This window comes from Amycolatopsis sp. NPDC088138, from assembly GCF_044741685.1.
Lineage (GTDB): Bacteria > Actinomycetota > Actinomycetes > Mycobacteriales > Pseudonocardiaceae > Amycolatopsis.
Map to the genome: position 1 here is coordinate 879,910 of NZ_JBIUTB010000005.1, position 20,637 is coordinate 900,546.

General features: G+C 70.1%; 7 protein-coding genes. All 7 read left to right on the forward strand.

Annotated features, from left to right (window positions below; translation table 11 throughout):
• Nucleotides 1–6: 6 nt before the first annotated feature.
• From ACIOD2_RS30650 to ACIOD2_RS30680, 7 genes are read left to right on the forward strand one after another with little or no spacing between them, the layout of a single operon-like run.
• Nucleotides 7–1,521 carry a tryptophan halogenase family protein gene (locus tag ACIOD2_RS30650; protein ID WP_400545516.1) on the forward strand — a complete coding sequence of 505 codons (1,515 nt, stop codon included), beginning with the start codon at nucleotides 7–9 and terminating at the stop codon, nucleotides 1,519–1,521.
• Nucleotides 1,522–1,556: 35 nt separating this feature from the next.
• Entirely contained in the window at nucleotides 1,557–16,472 is a 14,916-nt protein-coding gene (locus tag ACIOD2_RS30655; RefSeq protein ID WP_400545519.1) for an amino acid adenylation domain-containing protein, read from the forward strand.
• Between the two features lies 1 nt (nucleotide 16,473).
• Nucleotides 16,474–17,508, forward strand: a complete 1,035-nt coding sequence (gntD, locus tag ACIOD2_RS30660; protein WP_400545522.1) for a guanitoxin biosynthesis L-enduracididine beta-hydroxylase GntD — start codon at nucleotides 16,474–16,476, stop codon at nucleotides 17,506–17,508.
• 3 nt (nucleotides 17,509–17,511) lie between these two features.
• Nucleotides 17,512–18,654: a capreomycidine synthase gene (gene vioD, locus ACIOD2_RS30665; RefSeq protein ID WP_400545525.1), complete on the forward strand. Its 1,143-nt coding sequence runs from the start codon at nucleotides 17,512–17,514 to the stop codon at nucleotides 18,652–18,654.
• On the forward strand, nucleotides 18,651–19,478 hold the full coding sequence (locus ACIOD2_RS30670; protein WP_400545528.1) for a tryptophan 2,3-dioxygenase: 828 nt from the start codon (nucleotides 18,651–18,653) through the stop codon (nucleotides 19,476–19,478). The genes vioD and ACIOD2_RS30670 overlap by 4 nt, the downstream gene beginning before the upstream one ends.
• Nucleotides 19,478–20,386 carry an alpha/beta hydrolase gene (locus tag ACIOD2_RS30675; protein WP_400545531.1) on the forward strand — a complete coding sequence of 303 codons (909 nt, stop codon included), beginning with the start codon at nucleotides 19,478–19,480 and terminating at the stop codon, nucleotides 20,384–20,386. The genes ACIOD2_RS30670 and ACIOD2_RS30675 overlap by 1 nt, the downstream gene beginning before the upstream one ends.
• A 38-nt stretch (nucleotides 20,387–20,424) precedes the next feature.
• Nucleotides 20,425–20,637 carry an MbtH family protein gene (locus tag ACIOD2_RS30680; protein ID WP_400545534.1) on the forward strand — a complete coding sequence of 71 codons (213 nt, stop codon included), beginning with the start codon at nucleotides 20,425–20,427 and terminating at the stop codon, nucleotides 20,635–20,637.

Consider the following 20,637-nt stretch of genomic DNA (forward strand, 5'->3'; position numbering starts at 1 on the left):
GAGCCCATGATTCGGGACGTAGTGATCGTCGGCGGCGGCACAGCGGGCTGGATGACAGCGACCTACCTCAACAGGACGTTCGGTGACCGGGTCACCGTGACCGTCGTCGAGTCCGACCGGGTGCCCACGATCGGCGTGGGCGAGGCGACCTTCAGCACCATCCGGCACTTCTTCGACCACCTCGGCCTGGCCGAGCGGGACTGGATGCCGCACTGCTCGGCGAGCTACAAGCTGGGCATCCGCTACCAGGACTGGCGAGCCGTCGGTGAGCATTTCTATCACCCGTTCGAGCGGCTTCCGGAGGTGGACGGGGTCGACCTGGCCGACTGGTGGCTGGCCTTGGACGGCGACGTGCGGAACTTCGGCGACCAGTGCTTCGTCATCCCGGAACTGTGCGAGCAGCAGCGGGCCCCGAGGAGCATGGACGGCATCCTCCTTGGTGAGAACACGGAGGACCAGCGTGCCCAGTTCCCCTACGCCTACCACTTCGACGCCGCACTGCTGGCCGGCTTCCTGACCACGCTCGGCAAGGAAAGAGGCGTCCGGCACGTGCTCGACGACGTGGTGTCGGTCGAGCAGGACGATCGCGGCTGGATCACTCACCTGGTCACCTCGGCACACGGCGAGGTCCGCGGTGACCTGTTCGTCGACTGCACCGGCTTCCGCGGGTTGCTGATCAACAAGACGTTCGGGGAGCGGTTCATGTCCTTCGCGGACGTGCTGCCGAACAACCGCGCGGTCGCCCTGCGGGTGCCGCAGGACATGGCGAACCGGGGGATCGAGCCGTACACCACCGCGACCGCGGCGCCCGCGGGCTGGATCTGGACCATTCCGCTCTACGGCCGGATCGGTACCGGCTACGTCTATTCCGACGAGTTCTGCGACCCGGAGGAAGCCGAGGCGACGCTGCGGTCGTTCGCCGCGCCGGACCAGCCGGAGCTCGAGGCCAACCACATCCGCATGCGGATCGGGCGCAACGAGCGCTCGTGGGTGCGCAACTGTGTCGCGATCGGCCTGGCGAGTGGTTTCGTGGAGCCGCTGGAGTCGACCGGCATCTTCTTCATCCAGCACGCGATCGAGCAACTCGTGCGGAACTTCCCGGACCAGCGGTGGGACCCCGCGCTGGCCGACACGTACAACACCAGGGTCGCCGAGGTGATCGACGGTGTCCGGGAGTTCCTGGTGATGCACTACGTCGCCGCCGCGAGGAACGACACCCCGTACTGGAAGGCCACCAAGACACGGGCCGTACCGGAGGCTCTCGCCGAGCGGATGCGGCTGTGGGAGACCGTGCTGCCCGACGAGCGCAACATCTATCCGCACTTCCACGGTTTCGAGTCGTACTCGTGGCGGGTGGTCCTGATCGGACTCGGCGCGCAGCCGCACCGCCCGCGACCCGCCCTCGCGCTCGCCGACACCACCGCGGCCCGTGCGGCGCTGGCCGACGTGCCCCGACGGGCCCGGCGGCTGGCCGCGGGCCTGCCCGGTTGCCACAACTACCTCGCCGCCGTCAACAGCTGAGCTGCTCGGCAGCCCCGCGAAAGGTCTGTGCACGGATGACTCCTGGAACCACATCCCTGCCGCTGTCGTCCGCCCAGTACGGGATCTGGCTGGCGATTCAGCTCGGCTCACCGAGCGAGGTGATGAACTGGGGCGAGTACCTGGACATCGACGGTGATCTCGACGTCGCCGCGTTCGAGGTGGCCTTGCGTGGCGCGGTCGCCGAGACGGACACGCTCAACGTGCGGTTCGCCGTCGGCGCCGACGGCGAACCGGCGCAGGTTCGGGTGCCGTCGCGGCCGGTCCCGTTCAGCGTGGCCGACCTCCGCGGGGAGGCGGATCCGGTGGCCGTCGCCGAGGCGCGGATGCGCGCGGACATCGACGCCGCGGTCGACATCACGGTGGACACCCCGTTCCGCGAAGTGTTGTTCCGGGTCGGGGAGCGGCGGTATCTCTGGTACTGGCGGATGCACCACATCGTGATGGACGGCTTCGGCCACGCGCTGTTCGTCCAGCGGGTCGCCGTCAGGTACGACGCCGCGGTCTCCGGCTCGGCTGTGCCGGCTCCCGCGTTCTCCGGGACGGCCGCCGTGGTGGCCGACGAACAGCGCTACCAGGAATCGGCGGAGAGCGACCTGGACGCGGGCTTCTGGCAGCACGCCTTCACCGATCGCCCCGCTCCACTGAGGTTGGCCACCCGTTCCGGTGACCCGTCGACCACGGTGCTGCGGGAAAGCTTCCGGCTGTCCACAGAGGACTTCGATCGGCTCCGGGAACTCGCCGATGGTTTCGGGGTGCCGTGGTCGCGCCTGGTGATCGCGCTCTTCGCCGGGTACCTGCACCGGCTGACCGGGCAGCGGGACGTGGTGCTGAGCCTCCCGGTGACCGGGCGGACGACCGGCACCGCCAGGTCCACGCCGGGCATGATGTCGAAGGTCCTGCCCCTGCGGCTGCGGTTCCGACAGGTCAGCACGCTCTCCGGCCTGGTCGCCCAGTCGTCCGAAGCGGTGTCGGATGTGTTGCGCCATCAACGTTTTCGGGTCGAGGAGCTGCGCAGGAAGCTGGCCGTGGCCGACGACGATACGATGTTCTTCGGGCCGCTGCTGAACATCATGCGGTTTGATCAGCGGGTGCGGTTCGGCTCGTGCCGGGCGGTCCTGGGGCATTTCATGACCGGCCGGGTCGAGGACCTGCAGATGGTGGTCGACCACCGCTCGGTCGGCGACGGCCTGCGGATCGACCTCGACGCCAACCCGGCGGTGTTCGACGCGGTCGAGCTGGCCGCGCAGCGGCACAGCCTGATGACCTTCCTCACCGCCGCGCTCGCCCGGGGCGGCGATGCGCGGATCGACGACCTGCCACTGCTGGGCGTCGACCAGGCCGACCGGATCACCACCGGCTGGAGCGGACGGGCCGCCGCGGCGACGGCGAGGCCGGTGCCGGAGGTGTTCGCCGAGCAGGTCCGGTCACGGCCCGGCGCGGTGGCACTGGTCGATCGGGACCGCGTCGTCAGCTTCGCCGAACTCGACGTGCTGGCCAACCGGCTCTCCCACCACCTGATCGCCGCGGGAGTGTCTTCGGGGCACACGGTCGGTGTGCACCTCGAACGCGGTACCGACCTGGTGGTCGCGCTGCTCGCGGTGCTCAAGGCGGGCGCCTGCTACTCGGTGATGGACCCCGCGTTCCCCGCCGACCGGCACGCCTGGCTCGACGCGCGGCTGGTGGTGACCGACGGGGCCGGTGCCGAACGACTTGCCACCGAGCTACCCGGCCGGTTCACCGTGCTGGACGTGGCGGCGCAGGCTCCCCGGATCGCCGCCCGGCCGGCCACCGGCCCGGACGTGCGCATCGACCCGGGCGACCTGGCCTGCGTGATGTACACGTCCGGGTCGACCGGGCGGCCGAAGGGCGTCGCGACCTCGCACGGAGCGCTGACCAGTACCTACCTCGGCCAGGACTACGCGGACTTCGGGCCGCACCACGTCTGGCTGCAGAGTTCGGCGATCTCCTGGGACGCGTTCGGCCTGGAGCTGTTCGGCGCCCTGCTGCACGGCGGGACCTGCGTGCTGCTGCCGGGACAGCGCGTCGACCTGAACGAGCTGGTGCGCGCCGTCCAGCGGCACGGGGTGACCGTGCTGCAACTGACTGCCGGGCTGTTCAACGTCCTGCTGGACGAGGAGCCGCAGGTGTTCGCCGGGCTGCGCGTCGCGATGACGGCCGGGGAGACCGCGTCGAGGGAGCACGTCGCACGGGCGAGGCGAATGTTCCCCGGGCTGACCGTGCTCAACGGCTACGGGCCCGTGGAGAGCATGGGCTTCACCACGTTCCACCGGGTCGGTGCCGTGGTGGGAGACGGTCCGATCCCGATCGGCCGACCTCTCACAGGTAAGCAGGTCTACCTGCTCGACCGCGGTCTGCGGCCGGTACCACCGGGTGCGATCGGCGAACTCTACGTAGCGGGTGGCGGCCTGGCGAACGGATACGAGCGCCAGGCGGCGTTGACCGCCGGCCGGTTCGTCGCTTGCCCGTTCGGTTCGGGCGAGCGGATGTACCGGACCGGTGACCTCGCGCGGTGGCGGGCGGGCGGCGTGCTCGAGTTCGGCGGTCGCGTGGACGACCAGGTGAAAGTTCGCGGCTTCCGCGTCGAGCTGGGTGAGGTCGAAGCCGCACTGTCCACTGTGGCCGGCGTCGACCGCTGCGTGGTGACCGCGGTCGAGCGAGGCGCCCGGGACACCCAGCTCGTCGGCTACGTGGTCGGTGCCCGTTTCCAGGAGGAAGAGGCGAGCCGCGTCCTGCGCGGCCGGCTCCCCGACCACCTGATCCCTTCGGTGTTCGTCGTGCTCGACGAGCTCCCGCTGAACGCGAACGGGAAGGTGGATCGACGCGCCCTGCCCACGCCGGCCGAACCGGTGACCACCGGTGGTCGTGCGGCCCGCTCGCCGCGTGAGGAGATCCTGTGCGGCCTGTTCGCCGACGTGCTCGGAGTCGAGCGGGTCGGCGTGGACGACGACTTCTTCGAGCTGGGCGGCCACTCGCTTCTGGCCATCCGGGTGATCAGCCGGATCCGGTCGACGCTCGGGGAGGAGGTCGGTATTCGGGAGTTCTTCGCGTCCCCGACGGCGGCCGGACTCGATGCGCTGGTCAGCCGAGGTGGGGGTGGCACGAGACGGCCCGCGCTGGTGGCCACCGCCCGGTCGGGTGAGCTACCGCTCTCGTTCGCTCAGCAGCGGCTGTGGTTCCTGGGGGAGTGGGAAGGCTCGAGCGCGACCTACAACATCCCGGTCGCGTTGCGGCTGTCCGGTGTGGTCGATGTGCCGGCGCTGGCCGCGGCGTTCGCCGACGTGGTCGACCGGCACGAGGTGCTGCGGACGGTCTACCGGGTTGCCGGCGACACGACCCGGCAGGTGGTGCTGAACACCGAGCACGTCGTCGGCCCGCTCTTGTCCGTCGGCGACGTGTCGGCCGATGGTCTCGCGGACGCGGTCTCCGGGGCGGCGGCCCATGTCTTCGACCTGAGTCGTGATCTGCCGGTGCGGGTGTCGTTGTTCCGGGTGTCGCCAGTGGATTGCGTGCTGGTGCTGGTGGTGCACCACATCGCCGGTGACGGCTGGTCGATGGGGCCACTGTGGCACGACGTGAGCGTCGCGTACGCGGCCCGGTGTGCGGGTGGGGCGCCGGCTTTGCCCGCCCTGCCCGTGCAGTACTCGGACTACGCGTGGTGGCAACGGGAGTTTCTCGGCGACGAGGCCGATCCCACGAGCGTCGTCGCCGAGCAGCTGGGCTACTGGCGCGAGCGGCTCGCCGGCCTTCCGGACGAGCTGGCGTTGCCGTTCGACCGCCCTCGTCCCGCCGTCGCGTCATATCGCGGTGGTCAGGTCCCGGTCGAGGTGGACGCGGTTCTGCACGGGCGTCTGGTGGAGCTGGCGCGGTCTGCGGGGTGCACCGTCTTCATGGTGTTGCAGGCCGCGTTGGCGGTGTTGCTGCACAGGTTGGGTGCGGGGGCCGACATCCCGATCGGGACGCCGGTCGCGGGCCGGAGCGACGACGCGCTGGACGATCTGGTCGGGTTCTTCGTGAACTCGCTGGTGTTGCGGACCGATGTGTCCGGCCGGCCGTCGTTCCGGGAGCTGCTGGCCCGGGTCCGGACGACGGATCTGGACGCGTTCGCGCATCAGGATCTGCCGTTCGAGCGGCTGGTGGAGGCGGTGAATCCGGCCCGGTCGACCGCGCACCACCCCCTCTTCCAGGTCATGCTGGCCGTGCAGAGCGACGAAACCCGGCTGCCGGCGTTGTCCGGAGTGGACGTGCGACCGCACGGAGTCGACTTCCGGACGGCGAAGTTCGACCTCGCGTTGTCCCTCGTGGAACACCGCGACTCCGCCGGCGCCCCGGCCGGGCTGGCCGGTGGGCTCGAGTACAGCGACGACCTGTTCGACCGGCAGACGGCGAGCGACATCGCCGCGCGGCTGGTTCGGCTGCTGGGCGTCCTGGTCGCCGACCCGGACGCCTCGGTCGCCACGGTGCCGGTACTGGACGTCGAAGAGCGGACGCAGATCCTCACCACCTGGAACCACCGGGAGCGGGCCACCGATTTCGCCGGTCGCGTGCACGAGACGTTCGAACGCCGGGCCCGGCAGACGCCGGACGCCCCCGCGCTGATCGGCGAAAGCGGCGAACTCAGCTATCGCGAACTGGACGAGCAGGCGAACGGCCTGGCACGGCACCTGGTGGAGCGCGGTGCGGGGCCGGAGCGGCTGATCGCGATCGCGCTTCCGGGATCGGTGCGGTGGGTGGTATCCGTGCTGGCCGTGCTCAAGACCGGTGCCGCTTTCCTGCCGGTGGACCCGGACTACCCCGCCGACCGGATCCGCCGGATGCTGGACGAGGCGGCTCCCGTGGTGCTGCTCACCGAGTCTTCGTGGGAACAGCGTTTCCCTTCCGCGACTGGGTGCGATGTGGTGGTGCTGGACCTGCTCGCGGACGCACTGTCACCCGACCCGGTCGCGCCGGCCGGATGCGGGGTGAGCGTCGACGGTGCGGCATACGTGATCTACACCTCGGGCTCGACCGGCAGGCCGAAGGGTGTCGTGGTCCCGCACAGCGGTGTCGGAGACGTGGTGGCCACCCAGGTGCGCAGGCTCGGTGTCGGTCCAGGCAGCCGGGTGCTGCAACTGGTGTCCGCCAGCTTCGACGCCGCCCTGTGGGACACGTTCGGAGCCTTGCTGTCCGGTGCGGCCCTGGTGCTGCCGCCGCGGATCCGCCCGGTGGGACGGGACCTGGTGGAGTTCGTGGCAGACCACCGGATCACCCATGTCGCACTGCCACCCGCGGTGGTGGCGGAACTGCCGGACAACGGACTGCCGATGGGTGTCGTCGTGACGGTCAGCGGCGAGGCGTGCCCGCCCGCCTTGGCGGCACTCTGGTCGATCGGCAGGCGGTTCTTCAACGGATACGGCCCCACCGAGGCCACCATCGGCGCGTCGATCTGGGAATGTGTGGAAGGCGACCACACCAGCCCGGTACCGATCGGCCGGCCGCTGGTGGGCAAGTGCGTGTACGTGCTCGACGAGAACCTGCAGCCGGTGCCACCCGGGGTGACGGGCGAGGCGTACATCGCCGGTTCGGGCCTGGCCCGGTGCTACCTCGCGAGGCCTGGCCTGTCGGCGACCCGTTTCGTGGCCGACCCGTTCCGGCCCGGGACCCGGATGTACCGCACGGGTGACCGAATCCGCTGGCGTGCGGACGGTGTGCTCGAGTTCGCCGGGCGCGTGGACGACCAGGTGAAGGTGCGCGGCTTCCGGATCGAGCTCGGCGAGGTGGAGACCGCGCTGAACGACGCCCCTGGTGTCGGCCGGGGTGTGGCCGCGGTGCGCGAGGACCGTCCTGGTCTTCGCCAACTGGTCGGCTACCTCACCGGAGACCCGGACCTCGTCGTGGTGCGCCGGTTCCTGGACGCCCGGTTGCCCGCGTACATGGTGCCTGCCGCGCTCGTTCCCGTGGACGACTTCCCGTTGTCCGCCAACGGGAAGATCGACCGGGCCGCGTTGCCCGCGCCGGTCCGGCGGATCGCGGTGAACGAAGGGACCCGGTCGCCGCGCGAGGAGATCCTGTGCGGCCTGTTCGCCGAGATGCTCGGCGTCGCCCAGGTCGGTGCCGATGAGGACTTCTTCGAGCTGGGCGGGCATTCACTGCTCGTGACCCGGCTGATCAGCCGAGTGCGCGCCACATTCGGTGTCGAGCTGGGCATCCGTGACTTCTTCCGCACCCCGACCGCGCGTGGCGTGGCGGACCAGCTCGAGTCCGGGGGTGCTCCACGGCCGGCTCTGGTACCCGCGGTGCGCCCGGACGGCGTGCCGCTGTCGTTCGCGCAGCGGCAGTTGCTGTTCCTCACGGAGTGGGAGGGGCCGAGCTCCACCTACAACGTGCCGGTGGCGGTGGCGATGTCCGGCGACGTGGACGTACCCGCGCTGGCCTCGGCACTCGGTGATGTGGTGGAGCGCCACCACGTGCTGCGGACCGTGTTCCCGGCGGTCGGCGGTGAACCGGTCGTCCGGGTGCTGGGCACAGCGGACATCGCCGACTCGTTGCTGTCGGTGGCGGACGTCTCGCTGGTCGGCCTGGGGGCCGCGATCGAGCGTGCGGCCGGGTATGTCTTCGACCTGGGCCGCGACGCGCCCGTTCGAGCGTGGTTGTTCCGGTTGTCGTCGACGGAGTGTGTGCTCGTCGTCGTCCTGCACCACGTGGCCGGTGACGGGTGGTCGATGGGTCCGTTCTGGCGCGACTTCTCGGACGCCTATGCGGCGCGGTGTGCCGGTGGTGCGCCGTCGTGGGACACGTTGACCGTGCAATACGCGGACTACGCCGTGTGGCAGCGAGAGTTGCTGGGAAACGAGTCCGATCCGGCGAGTATCGGAACGACGCAGCTGGCGTACTGGACCGAGAAGCTGGCGGGCTCGCCCGAAGAGCCGCTGCTGCCCACCGACCGGCCGCGTCCGGACACGCCGAGCCACCGGGGCGCGACGGTGCGGTTCGAGCTCGATGCCGACGTGCACGCCGCGCTCATCGGCCTGGCGCGGGAGACCGGCTGCACGCTGTTCATGGTGGCGCACGCCGCGCTCGCCGTGCTGCTGAACGACATCGGCGCAGGGACGGATGTCCCCGTCGGCACGTCGGTCGCCGGCCGGAGCGACGACGCGCTCGACGGGCTGGTCGGGTTCTTCGTGAATTCGTTGGTGCTGCGGGCCGACGTCTCGGGCCGGCCGTCGTTCCGGGAGCTGCTGGCCCGGGTGCGGGAGACGGATCTGGACGCGTTCGCGCATCAGGATCTGCCGTTCGAGCGGCTGGTGGAGGCGGTCAACCCGAAGCGCTCGACCGCGCACCACCCCCTGTTCCAGGTGATGCTCTCGGTCAATCCGCCCGGTGCGGTGCTCCCCGAGCTGTCCGGGCTGCGAACCGCCGCGTACCCCGTCGAGCCGCCTGCCGCGAAGTTCGACCTGTCCGTCGACCTGACCGAACGCGTGCGTGAAGGTACGCCGGACGGCATCGACGGCACCCTGCTGTACAGCACCGACCTGTTCACCGAGCACTCCGCCCACCGGTACGCGCACCGTTTCGGGGAGCTGCTGGCCGAGCTGGTCGCGGATCCGGACCGTCTGGTGACCGAACCCGTGCCGGAACCCGTCGTGGCCGTGGACACCGCGGGCTCGCCGGTGGTGCGTGGCCGCCGACGTGCACCGCGGACGCCGCGCGAAGAGATGCTGTGCGCGCTGTTCTGTGAGGTCCTCGGCGTGTCCGGGCTGGGCATCGACGACAACTTCTTCGAGTTCGGCGGCTACTCGCTACTGGCCACCAGATTGATCAGTCGCGTGCGTGCCGTGCTCGGCGTGGAGATCGGCGTGCGTGCGCTGTTCGCGGCGCCCACGGTGGCCGAACTGGTGTCCGGGATCGAGGACGGCGGCCCGGTCCGGCCCACACCTGCCCGGCGCCCCGGCGCCCCGGCCCTGTCGTTCGCGCAGCGGCGGCTTTGGTTCCTCGCCGAGTGGGAGGGTCCCAGCTCCACCTACAACCTGCCGATGGCGATCCGGCTGTCCGGTGCGGTGAACGAGGCGGCACTGGCCGGGGCGCTGCGCGATGTCGTGGCACGGCACGAGGTGCTGCGGACCGTTTACCCGTCAGCAGGCGGCGAACCGGCCGTCGAGGTGCGCGACACCGGCGAGATCGAGGAATCCCTGCTCTGCGTGCGCGACGTGGCGGCAGCGGATCTGGATGCCGAGGTCGCCGAATCCGTGGATCACGTCTTCGACCTGAGTCGTGGTGTGCCGGTGCGGGCCTGGTTGTTCCGGGTGTCGCCGGTGGATCGCGTGCTGGTGCTGGTGGTGCACCACATTGCCGGTGACGGCTGGTCGATGGGTCCGTTGTGGCGTGATGTGTCGACCGCGTACGCGGCCCGGTGCGCGGGCCAGGCCCCGGTGTGGCCCGCCCTTCCCGTGCAGTACTCGGACTATGCGGCGTGGCAGCGTGAGCTGCTGGGCAGTGAGTCCGATCCGGTGAGCGTGGTGACCGGGCAACTGGGTTATTGGACTGGGAGACTCGCCGGTCTGCCGGAGGAACTCGTCCTGCCGTCCGACCGGCCTCGTCCCGCCGTCGCGTCGTATCGCGGTGGTGAGGTGCCGGTCGAGCTCGATGCGGTTCTGCATCGGCGTCTGGTGGAGCTGGCGCGGTCTGCGGGGTGCACGCTTTTCATGGTGTTGCAGGCCGCGTTGGCGGTGTTGCTGCGCAAGCTGGGTGCGGGGGCCGACATCCCGATCGGGACGCCGGTCGCGGGCCGGAGCGACGACGCGCTGGACGATCTGGTCGGGTTCTTCGTGAACTCGCTGGTGTTGCGGACCGATGTGTCCGGCCGGCCGTCGTTCCGGGAGCTGCTGGCCCGGGTGCGGGAGGTCGATCTGGACGCGTTCGCGCATCAGGATCTGCCGTTCGAGCGGCTGGTGGAGGCGGTGAATCCGGCCCGGTCGACCGCGCACCACCCCCTCTTCCAGGTCATGCTCACCGTGGCCGTGGACGGCGGGGCCGAGGTCACCCTGGCCGGAGTCGACGCAAAGCCGTACCTGTTGCCCTTCCACGTCGCCAAGTTCGACCTCGGCCTCGCGGTCGCCGAGCGTTATGACGGCCAGGGTGCACCGGACGGGTTGACCGGGAGCCTGGAGTACGCCGACGACCTGTTCGACCGGGACACCGCCGCTAGGATCGCGAACTGGCTGCGAAGACTGCTGGACCTGGTCACCGCCGACCCGGATCGCCCGGTCACGGAGTTCGATCTGCTCGATGGGCGAGAGCGCGAGCAGGTGCTCGTCGACTGGAACCGCGACGAGGTGCCGGCCGGTTTCACCGGCTGCGTGCACGAGCTGTTCTCCCGCCAGGCGGACCGGACACCGGACGCCACCGCGATCCGCGCGGCCGGCATCGAGATGACCTACCGGGAACTGGACGACGCGTCGGACCGGTTCGCCACGTCGCTGCTGCGGGTGTCGGTGACGCCGGAGCAGGTGATCGCGGTGCTCGCGCCGATGTCGGCGGACGTCGTGGTCGCGATGCTGGGAATCCTCAAGGCCGGCGCGGCTTTCCTGCTCATCGACCCGTCGACACCCGCGTCACGGACCAGGGTCTTGTTACGCGATTCCGCCGCGGACCAGGTGCTCACCGGCGAAGACCTTCGGCGGCTGGCCGACGGCATCGAGCTCGGGTCGGCTGTGCGTCCCCGGGTGCTGCCCGGCCAGGCGGCGTGCCTGTTCTTCACGTCCGGCACCACGAACCGGCCCAAGGGTGCGATCTTCGTGCACCGCGAACTCGCCTGCTACGCGGAGGAGATGGTCCGGCAGACCGCCATGTCGCCGGCGGATCGGGTGCTGCAGCTCGCGCAGGTGTCGTTCGACGTGGTGCTGGAGGAGGTCCTGCCCGCGTTGGTGTGCGGTGCCTGCGTCGTGTTGCCGGCCACCGGCCTGCTCACCGACCCGGCCGTGCTGACCCGGTACGTCAGGGACGAGGGGATCACCGGGCTGGAGCTCACCACGCCGTACTGGCACGAGTGGGTGGACGCGCTGTGGGACGCGGGGGAACGACTACCCGGGAACCTGCGGTTCGTGCTGATCGGTGGTGAACGGGTCTCCACCGGCCACGCCGCGCGCTGGCACGAACTGGGTTCGGCCCGGTTGCTGAACGTGTACGGGCTGACGGAGGCGACGGTGACGTCGACGGTGGGTGTGGTGTCGGGGTTGGGGTCGGTGGTGTCGATTGGTCGGTCGGTGGGTGGGGTTCGGTGTTTTGTTTTGGATGAGGGTTTGCGGGTTGTGCCGGTTGGTGTGGTGGGTGAGTTGTATGTGGGGGGTGGTTTGGCGCGGGGTTATGTGGGGCGTGGGGGGTTGTCGGCTGGTCGGTTTGTTGCGTGTCCTTTTGGTTCGGGTGAGCGGATGTATCGGACTGGGGATGTGGTGCGGTGGGGTTCGGGTGGGGTGTTGGAGTTTGTTGGTCGGGTTGATGAGCAGGTGAAGGTGCGTGGTTTTCGGGTTGAGTTGGGTGAGGTTGAGGGGGTGTTGTTGTCGGTTGTGGGGGTGGATCGGTGTGTGGTGGTGGTTCGTGAGGATCGGCTTGGTGACCGTCGCCTGGTCGCCTACGTGGTCGCGAGCGCCGCCTTCGACCAGGAATCCGCGCGCAGGCACCTCGCCGAGCGGCTGCCCGGATACTCGGTCCCGTCCGCGATCGTCACTCTCGACAGCTTCCCGCTGACCGTGACCGGCAAGCTCGACCGCGCCGCTCTGCCCGAACCGGCCGGGCCCGCGCGCCGTGGCCGTCCGGCCACACCTCGCGAAGAGGCGCTCTGCCGCCTGTTCGGCGAGGTTCTCGATACTCCGCCGGTAGGTCCCGAGGAAGACTTCTTCCAACTGGGTGGGCACTCGTTGCTGGTGACCCGGTTGATCGGCCGCATGCGCTCGGTGCTCGGCGTGCAGGTCGACGTCCGCACGTTCTTCGCCCGCCCCACGGTCGCCGGGGTGCTGGCGGCGTCGGAGCGGGTGAACGCCGCGCCGTCCCGGCCCGTGCTCGCCCCGTCCTCGTCCCGCGACGGCTTGCCGTTGTCGTTCGCCCAGCAGCGGCTGTGGTTCCTCGCCGAGTGGGAGGGACCGGCGTCGACGTACAACATCCCGATGGCGTTCCGTCTGTCCGGTGTGCTGGACGAGGCAGCTCTCACCGCGGCGTTGAGTGACGTCGTCGGCCGGCACGAGGTGTTGCGGACGATCTATCCGGTTGCCGATGGTGTGCCGCGACAGGTGTTGGTGGATGCGGCCGCAGTCGGGCCGTTGTTGTCGGTTCGTGCTGTGCCGGCGGCCGACCTGGCCGCCGCGCTGTCCGGCGCGGCAGACCACGTCTTCGACTTGAGTCGTGAGGTGCCGGTGCGAGCGTGGTTGTTCCGGTCATCGCCGGTCGAGGGCGTGCTTGTCGTGGTGGTGCACCACATCGCGGGTGATGGGGCGTCGATGGGTCCGTTGTGGCGTGATCTGTCGGTCGCCTATGAGGCGCGACGCGGTGGCGGTGTACCGGCGTGGGACGTGCTGCCGGTGCAGTACGGGGACTACGCGGTGTGGCAGCGCTCGTTGCTGGGGGCCGACTCCGACCCCACGAGCCTGCTGGCCACACAGCTGGGTCACTGGTCGGAGAAGCTCGCGGGCCTGCCGGACGAGCTGGTGTTGCCGTTCGACCGGCCGCGGTCCCCGGCACCCCGCGCTCGCGGTGGTCAGGTCGAGGTGGTGCTGGACGCCGATTTGCACGCCGACGTGCTTCGGCTCGCGCGGTTCAGCGGCTGCACGGTCTTCATGGTGCTGCACGCCGTCCTGGCCGTCCTGTTGCGCAGGCTCGGTGCCGGCACGGACATCCCCATCGGCACCGTCGTCGCCGGGCGCGACGAGCCGGCGTTGGCGGACGTCGTCGGCTTCTTCGTGAACACACTGGTGTTGCGGACCGACGTGTCCGGCCGGCCGTCGTTCCGGGAGCTCCTGGCCCGGGTGCGGGAGACGGATCTGGACGCGTTCGCGCATCAGGATCTGCCGTTCGAGCGGCTGGTGGAGGCGGTCAACCCGGAACGGTCGACCGCGCACCACCCCCTGTTCCAGGTGATGCTGACGCTGGAGCAGGACGCCGAAAAGAGCATCGGGCTCGGCGGTGTGACGGTGCGGCCGGAGCCCGTGAGCGCCGAGGTCACCAAGTTCGACCTCGCGCTGGCGCTGGTCGAGGACCGCGGTCCGGCCGGTGCCCCCGCGGGGATCGGCGGTGACCTGGAGTACCGCCGCGACCTCATGGACGAGGAGACCGCGGTACGGATCGCGGCACAGTTCGTCCGGTTGACACGCGCGCTCGTCGAGGACCCGGACCAGGCGATCGGGCTCGCCGGCGAGCTTCTGTCCGAAGAGGACCGAACCCGTATCCTCACCGAGTGGGGAGCGCCGTCGGCCGCGCCCCCGTTCGACGGGTACCTGCCCGAGCTCTTCGACCGCCAGGTCCGGCTTTCTCCCCACGCACCCGCCGTGCGGGACGAGCGAGGCACGCTCAGCTACCGTCAGCTCGCCGACCGCGTCGACCGGCTGGCCGCGACGCTGGTCGGCGAGTCACCCGAGCCGGAACAGGTCGTGGCCGTGGTCGCGCGCCCGTCCGTGCTCACGGCCGTCGCCATGCTCGGCATCCTCAAGGCCGGCAAGGTCTTCCTGCTCGTCAACCCGGCGACGCCGCGAGTCAGGGTCGAGCAGATGCTGGCCGACGCCGATGTGTGGCGGACGCTCGACGTCACGGAGCTGACGGAGATCACCGGCAGCGACACGACCCAGCCCTCGGCGTGGCCGCGGCTCCACCACGGGCAGGCCGCGTGCGTGTTCTTCACGTCCGGCACCACGAACCGGCCCAAGGGCGCGCTGTCCGTGCACGGTGAGCTCGCCGCCTACACCAGGAACATGGTCGCCGAGCTCGGCCTCCGTGCCGGGGACCGGGTCCTGCAGCTCGCGCAGGTGTCGTTCGACGTGGTGCTCGAGGAGGTGCTGCCGACCCTGGTCTCCGGTGGTGAGGTGATCTTTCCCGAGCCCGGCGTGCTCGCCGACGCGAACCGGCTCACCCGGGTTGTCGAGCGGGACGCGGTGACCTCGATGGACCTCACCACGCCCTACTGGCACGAGTGGGTCGACGCGCTGGCGGCGGCCGGCGATCGCGTCCCGCCGAGCTTGCGGCAGGTGGTCCTGTTCGGCGAGCGGGTTTCGCGTGAGCACGTGAACCGGTGGCACGGACTCGGCGGCACCGCCCGGCTGCTCAACACCTACGGGCTGACGGAGGCGACGGTGACGTCGACGGTGGGTGTGGTGTCGGGGTTGGGGTCGGTGGTGTCGATTGGTCGGTCGGTGGGTGGGGTTCGGTGTTTTGTTTTGGATGAGGGTTTGCGGGTTGTGCCGGTTGGTGTGGTGGGTGAGTTGTATGTGGGGGGTGGTTTGGCGCGGGGTTATGTGGGGCGTGGGGGTTTGTCGGCTGGTCGGTTTGTTGCGTGTCCTTTTGGTTCGGGTGAGCGGATGTATCGGACTGGGGATGTGGTGCGGTGGGGTTCGGGTGGGGTGTTGGAGTTTGTTGGTCGGGTTGATGAGCAGGTGAAGGTGCGTGGTTTTCGGGTTGAGTTGGGTGAGGTTGAGGGGGTGTTGTTGTCGGTTGTGGGGGTGGATCGGTGTGTGGTGGTGGTTCGTGAGGATCGGCTTGGTGACCGCCGCCTGATCGCCTACGTCACCGGCGCACGGTTCGACCGGGAGACCGCCCGCCGCGAGCTGGCCCAGCGGCTGCCGGAGTACATGGTGCCCACGGTCTTCGTCACCCTTGACGAATTCCCGTTGACCAGCAGCGGGAAGCTGGACCGCAAGGCCCTCCCTGCGCCACTGCTCACCACGGCCGCCGGCACCCGGTCACCCGAATCGCCGCTCGAGGACATCCTGTGCGGCCTGATCGCCGAGGTGCTGGGTGTGCCGTCGGTCGACCCGCACGACAACTTCTTCGAACTGGGCGGGCATTCGCTGCTGGCCACCCGCCTGATCAGCCGGATTCGCTCGGTGCTCGGCCGGTCGGTGAGCCTGGCCGACCTGTTCGCGGCGCCGTCTTCCGCCGGGCTGGCCGTGCGGCTCGACGGTGACCCCGGCACACCGGCCGCGAGCCGGATACTGGCACTGCGTACGCGCGGCGACGAGTCCCCGTTGTTCTGCTTCCACCCGGTCACCGGACTTGCCTGGTGCTACAGCGGGCTGTTGCGGTACGTGGACGCCGGCCGACCGCTGTACGGGCTGCAGTCCTGGGCGGTGGACCCAGGCACCGCCGTACCGCGGTCGGCCGCCGAGCTGGTGGACGGCTACGTCGACGAGATCCGGCAGGTGCGGCCGCACGGTCCGTACCACCTTCTCGGCTGGTCGCTGGGCGGCACGATCGCCCACGCGGTGGCGTGCCGTCTGCAGCAGCTCGGCGAGGAGGTGGCGGTGCTCGCGGTGCTCGACGCTGTGCCGCGTGAGGCCGAAGAGAGCATTCCCCTCCCGGCCCACGCGATGGTGCGCACCGCGGACCTGATCCGCAGGGAGGGTCTGGTGACAGCCGATCTCCCCGGCCCTCTCGTGGACGCGCTCGACGCCGCGGCCGGCGCGACCGTGGAGCTCTTGCGCCACAGTGAGCCTGCCGTGTTCGAAGGCGATGTCCGCTTGTTCGTGGCGGGCCTCGAGACCGAGCAGCCCGTCACCGCGCGGCACTGGGAGCCCTATGTGGACGGCGTGGTCGCGGTGACCACCGTCCCGTGTGGACACCTCGACATGACCCAGCCCGACGCGCTGGCCGTGATCGCGGGTGAACTGTTCGAACCGATCAGCGGTGGCACCGGCCGGTCCGCCGAGGTGACCGGCGACGCTACGGAAGGCAAGTGAAATGACCCGATCAGATGTTCGTCCTGGCCCGGCCGTGCTCGACGGCTCGGCGCGGCCACGCGGTCAGCACGTGGTACGCCACGTCCTCAGCGAGGCCGAGTCCCACCGTTTGCGTGACGTGGCGAGCGCGGCGGCCGAGGAGTATTGGCACCCGGAGGCGGCCGAGTTCCTCGCCGATGTGCACGTGATCGCGCAGGAACTCCCGGAGGGCCTGCGTCGCGCGGTCAACCGGGCCAGGCTCGACGAACGCGCCCAGGCGGTCGTGGTGGCCGGCAACCCGCTGCAGGAGTCGCTGCTCGGCGCCACCCCGAGGCACTGGCGTGACGAGGACACCGTCGAAGCGCTCCTGGCCGGGTTCGTTCTGATGCTGGAGGGGGCTCTGCTGGGCGACGCGATCGGCTGGAGCACCCAGCAGGACGGCCGCATCGTCACGGATGTCCTGCCCATCCACGGCATGGAGGAGAGCCTGGTCAGCTCGAGCAGTCACAAGGAGCTGACCTGGCACACGGAGGACGCCTTCTCGCCGCACCGGGCCGACTACGTCGGATTGCTCTGCCTCCGCAGTGGAGAACCGACACCCACGACACTGTCCTACGTGGACGCCACGGTGCTGCCGGAGGACGTGCGCGCCGTATTGGCGGAGCCGAGGTTCGTCTTCGCCGCCGACCACTCCCATGACATGTCCCTCAGCACGACCGGCACCGGCGTGACGCAGGCTCCGGTGCTCGGCGGTCCGGTCGACGCCCCGGTACTGCGGATCGACCGTGACTTCACCTCCGTGGCAGCCGAGGACGACGAAGAGGCGAAGCGCGCGTTGGACCACCTCGTGGCTCACCTGGACGCCAATCTCTACGACGTCTTGCTCGGACCGGGTGAGCTCGGCTTCATCGACAACCGCAACGCGGTGCACGGCCGCAGGCCTTTCACCCCTCGTTACGACGGCAACGACCGGTGGCTGAAGCGGGTGAACCTCGCTGTCGACCTGCGCAGAACCAGGCCGGGCCGGGTCGCTCCCGACACCAGGGTGATCGGCTGAACCTTGGCACTCAACGACATCGTGCCCGCGCCGCTGGAAGACTGGCTGCGGGACAGGTACTTCGACCTCCCGTTGGACATCTCCGGCTCCGGGGTGCAGGACTACTCGCTCGGCGAGCTGCGCGAGCGGCTCGGCATCCCGGTCGGCGAGCTGGACGCACTGGTGTTCCGGGACAGCCCGTCGCTCGGCTGCCTGCCGCTGCGCGAGCTGATCGCGCGCCGCGTCGGAACGGGCAGGCCGGACCGGATCATGGTCACGCACGGCTCCACCGAAGCGCTCTTCCTCGCTCTCACCGCGCTGGTGCGGCCGGGCGACGAGATCGTCGTGCTGCGACCGGCTTACCAGTCACTGTCCTCGATCGCGGAAGCTCTCGGCGCCCGGCTCGTGCCCTGGATCCTCGACCCGGCGGACGGTTTCCGTCCCGACCTGGAGCGGCTGCGCGCCGCCCTCACCGCGCGGACGAGGGCCGTCGTGGTGAACTTCCCGCACAACCCCACCGGAACGACACTCGGCCACGACCAGTACGCCGAGCTTCTCGGCCTGCTCGAGGGGCACCCCTGCCATCTGTTGTGGGACGCGGCCAGTGCCGACTTGACCTACCGGGACGCACCACTGCCCGACCCGTCGGCGTCGTTGCCGAGGGTCATCTCGGTGGGCACCCTGTCGAAGGCGTACGGCCTGCCCGGACTGCGCGTGGGCTGGTGCTCCGCGCCGGCGGGCCTGGTCGAAGACATGGTCAGGATCCGCGACTACGTCTCGATCAGCACCTCACCGCTGGCCGAGCTGCTGGCGACCGCGGTGCTCCGCGATCCGGAGGCGCTGCTGCGACCGCGCCTGCGGCAGGCGGCGGCGAACCGCGAGGTGCTGCTCGGCTGGGCGGTGGACAACGCCGACCTGGTCGCGTTGCCCGAGCCACTCGGCGGAGTCGCGGCGTTTCCCGCTGTGCTCGGCGGCCTGGACAGCGACGCGCTGTGCCACGCGCTCGAACGCCGTGGTGCCCTCGCGGTGCCCGGGTCGTGTTTCGGGCACCCGGATCGGATGCGGATCGGCTTCGGTGGCCACCCGGAGCAGTTTCGCAACGGCCTCGACCTGCTCGTCGACACCATGCGGCAACGCCACCCATCTCCGAGCGGAGCAACCTCATGACGACCACGAGCGAGACCGCGGCGAGTGTCGGGACGGCCATTGCCACCGGCACGGAGTTCAGCCGCTACGTGAACTCGGTCGAGTTGCTGTCCCTGCAGCGCCCTCGTACCGCCTCCACCGCGGAACCTTGCTTCCTGATCACGACCCAGGTGATGGAGCTGCTGTTCAAGCTGAGCTACCTGGAGGCACGCGCGGCACGGGACCTGCTCACGGCGGGCCGGGAGGTCGCCGCGCTCGCCGGGCTGCGCAGGCTGCACGAGGTGCAGCGGCTGACCACCCAGGGCTGGAGTGTGCTGGCCACCCTCAGCCCGGCCGAGTACCTCGAGTACCGCGACGTGCTCGGCGACGGGTCAGGGTTCCAGTCCTACGCGTTCAGGCAGTGGGAGTGCGTACTGGGCAAGAAGAACCGTGAACTGATGCGGCCTTACCTGGACGATCCCAGGGTGGCGGCGGACCTGACGGCGGCCCTGGTGGAACCCAGCCTTTACGACGTGGTGCTGCATCGGTTCGCCGAGTACGGGATCGACCTGCCGGAGGGCTGCCTGGGCGGCGAAGGATCCGGCCGGCCGCGACCGGCGGTGGAGCTGGCCTGGAAACGCGTGTATCAAGAGCGGGAACGGTTCGCCGGCCTGCACAGGCTGGGTGAGGCGTTGGTGGACGTGGCCTATGAGTTCGCCCGGTGGCAGGCCACGCACGTACTGGTGGTCGAGCGGGTGCTCGGGGTGAAGACCGGCACGGCCGGCACGTCCGGGGTCGCCTGGCTGCGGCAGGCGGGTGAACGCAGGCTGTTCCCCGAACTGTGGTCCGTGCGCGGGGCGATGTGATGCCGGCCGCCGGATACGCCGGTTACGACCGGGACGAGCTGGACCGGCAGTACTCGCCGAGCAGTTGTGTGTCCGACATCGGGCCTTACCTCGACGAGTACGCCCGGCGCAGTGCCGCGGCTCGTGCCACGTTCGCCGTGCACACCGACCTGCCCTACGGTCCGGAGCCGTCCTCGCGGTTCGATTACTTTCCCTCGACGCGAAGACGTGCGCCGCTGCACGTGTTCGTGCACGGTGGGTACTGGCAGCAGCTCGGCAAGGCCGATGCGGCGTTCCCGGCGCTGGAGTTCGTACCGAGGGGTGTCGCGTTCGCCGCACTCGGTTACGGGCTCGCACCCGAGCACTCACTCGACGAGATCGTCCGGCAGGTACGCACCGGCCTGTGGTACCTGGCGACCCATCTCGCCGAGCTGCCCGGCGCGCCGTCACGGCTGCACCTCAGCGGTCACTCGGCGGGGGCACACCTGGTCACCATGGCGTTGCAGCCCGGCTGGACGCCCGACGGCCGGCATCCGGTGGACCTGTTCGACGGTGGGACCTTGCTGAGCGGGGTCTACGACCTCGAACCGCTGCGGCACACCTACGTCAACGACCCGCTCGGCCTCGACGCGGTGTCGGCGAGCCGCAACAGCCCGGTGCGCTGGCTGCCGCCTTCGCTGCCGCCACTGGTGGTGGCGCGCGGGGTGTGGGAGACCGACGAGTTCGCGCGCCAGCACGACGAGTTCGCCGCGACCGCGCGGGCGAGGGGTGGGTGTGTCATCGACGTGACCGTGGCGCAGCGCAACCACTTCGATCTCCCCTTCGACCTCGGTGTCGCGGGTTCCGTGCTCGACGGCACCGGTGCGGCGGCGGAATCTGCCCGGATGGTGCCGGGTGAACTGCCGCTCGAGTCGTTGCCGAGGACCTAACGTTGAGTCAGAACCGCTTGGTGTGACGGAGGACTCGAATGAACCCGTTCGACGACGAGGACGGCACGTTCCTCGTGCTGGTCAACGACGAGGACCAGCATTCGCTGTGGCCCGAGCACATCGCCGTCCCCCCTGGCTGGACCGCTGTGTCCGGACCGGCGGATCGCCAGTCCTGCGTGGACTACGTCGACCTGAACTGGACGGACATGCGGCCGCGCAGCCTGCGGCGGCAGCTGGCCGGAGAGTCCTGA

Bases quoted from the DNA above. Each gene is read 5' to 3' on its own strand.
- ACIOD2_RS30650 (WP_400545516.1), top strand. From the start codon at position 7: ATGATTCGGGACGTAGTGATCGTCGGCGGCGGCACAGCGGGCTGGATG.
- ACIOD2_RS30655 (WP_400545519.1), top strand. From the start codon at position 1,557: ATGACTCCTGGAACCACATCCCTGCCGCTGTCGTCCGCCCAGTACGGG.
- gntD (WP_400545522.1), top strand. From the start codon at position 16,474: ATGACCCGATCAGATGTTCGTCCTGGCCCGGCCGTGCTCGACGGCTCG.
- ACIOD2_RS30670 (WP_400545528.1), top strand. From the start codon at position 18,651: ATGACGACCACGAGCGAGACCGCGGCGAGTGTCGGGACGGCCATTGCC.
- ACIOD2_RS30675 (WP_400545531.1), top strand. From the start codon at position 19,478: ATGCCGGCCGCCGGATACGCCGGTTACGACCGGGACGAGCTGGACCGG.
- ACIOD2_RS30680 (WP_400545534.1), top strand. From the start codon at position 20,425: ATGAACCCGTTCGACGACGAGGACGGCACGTTCCTCGTGCTGGTCAAC.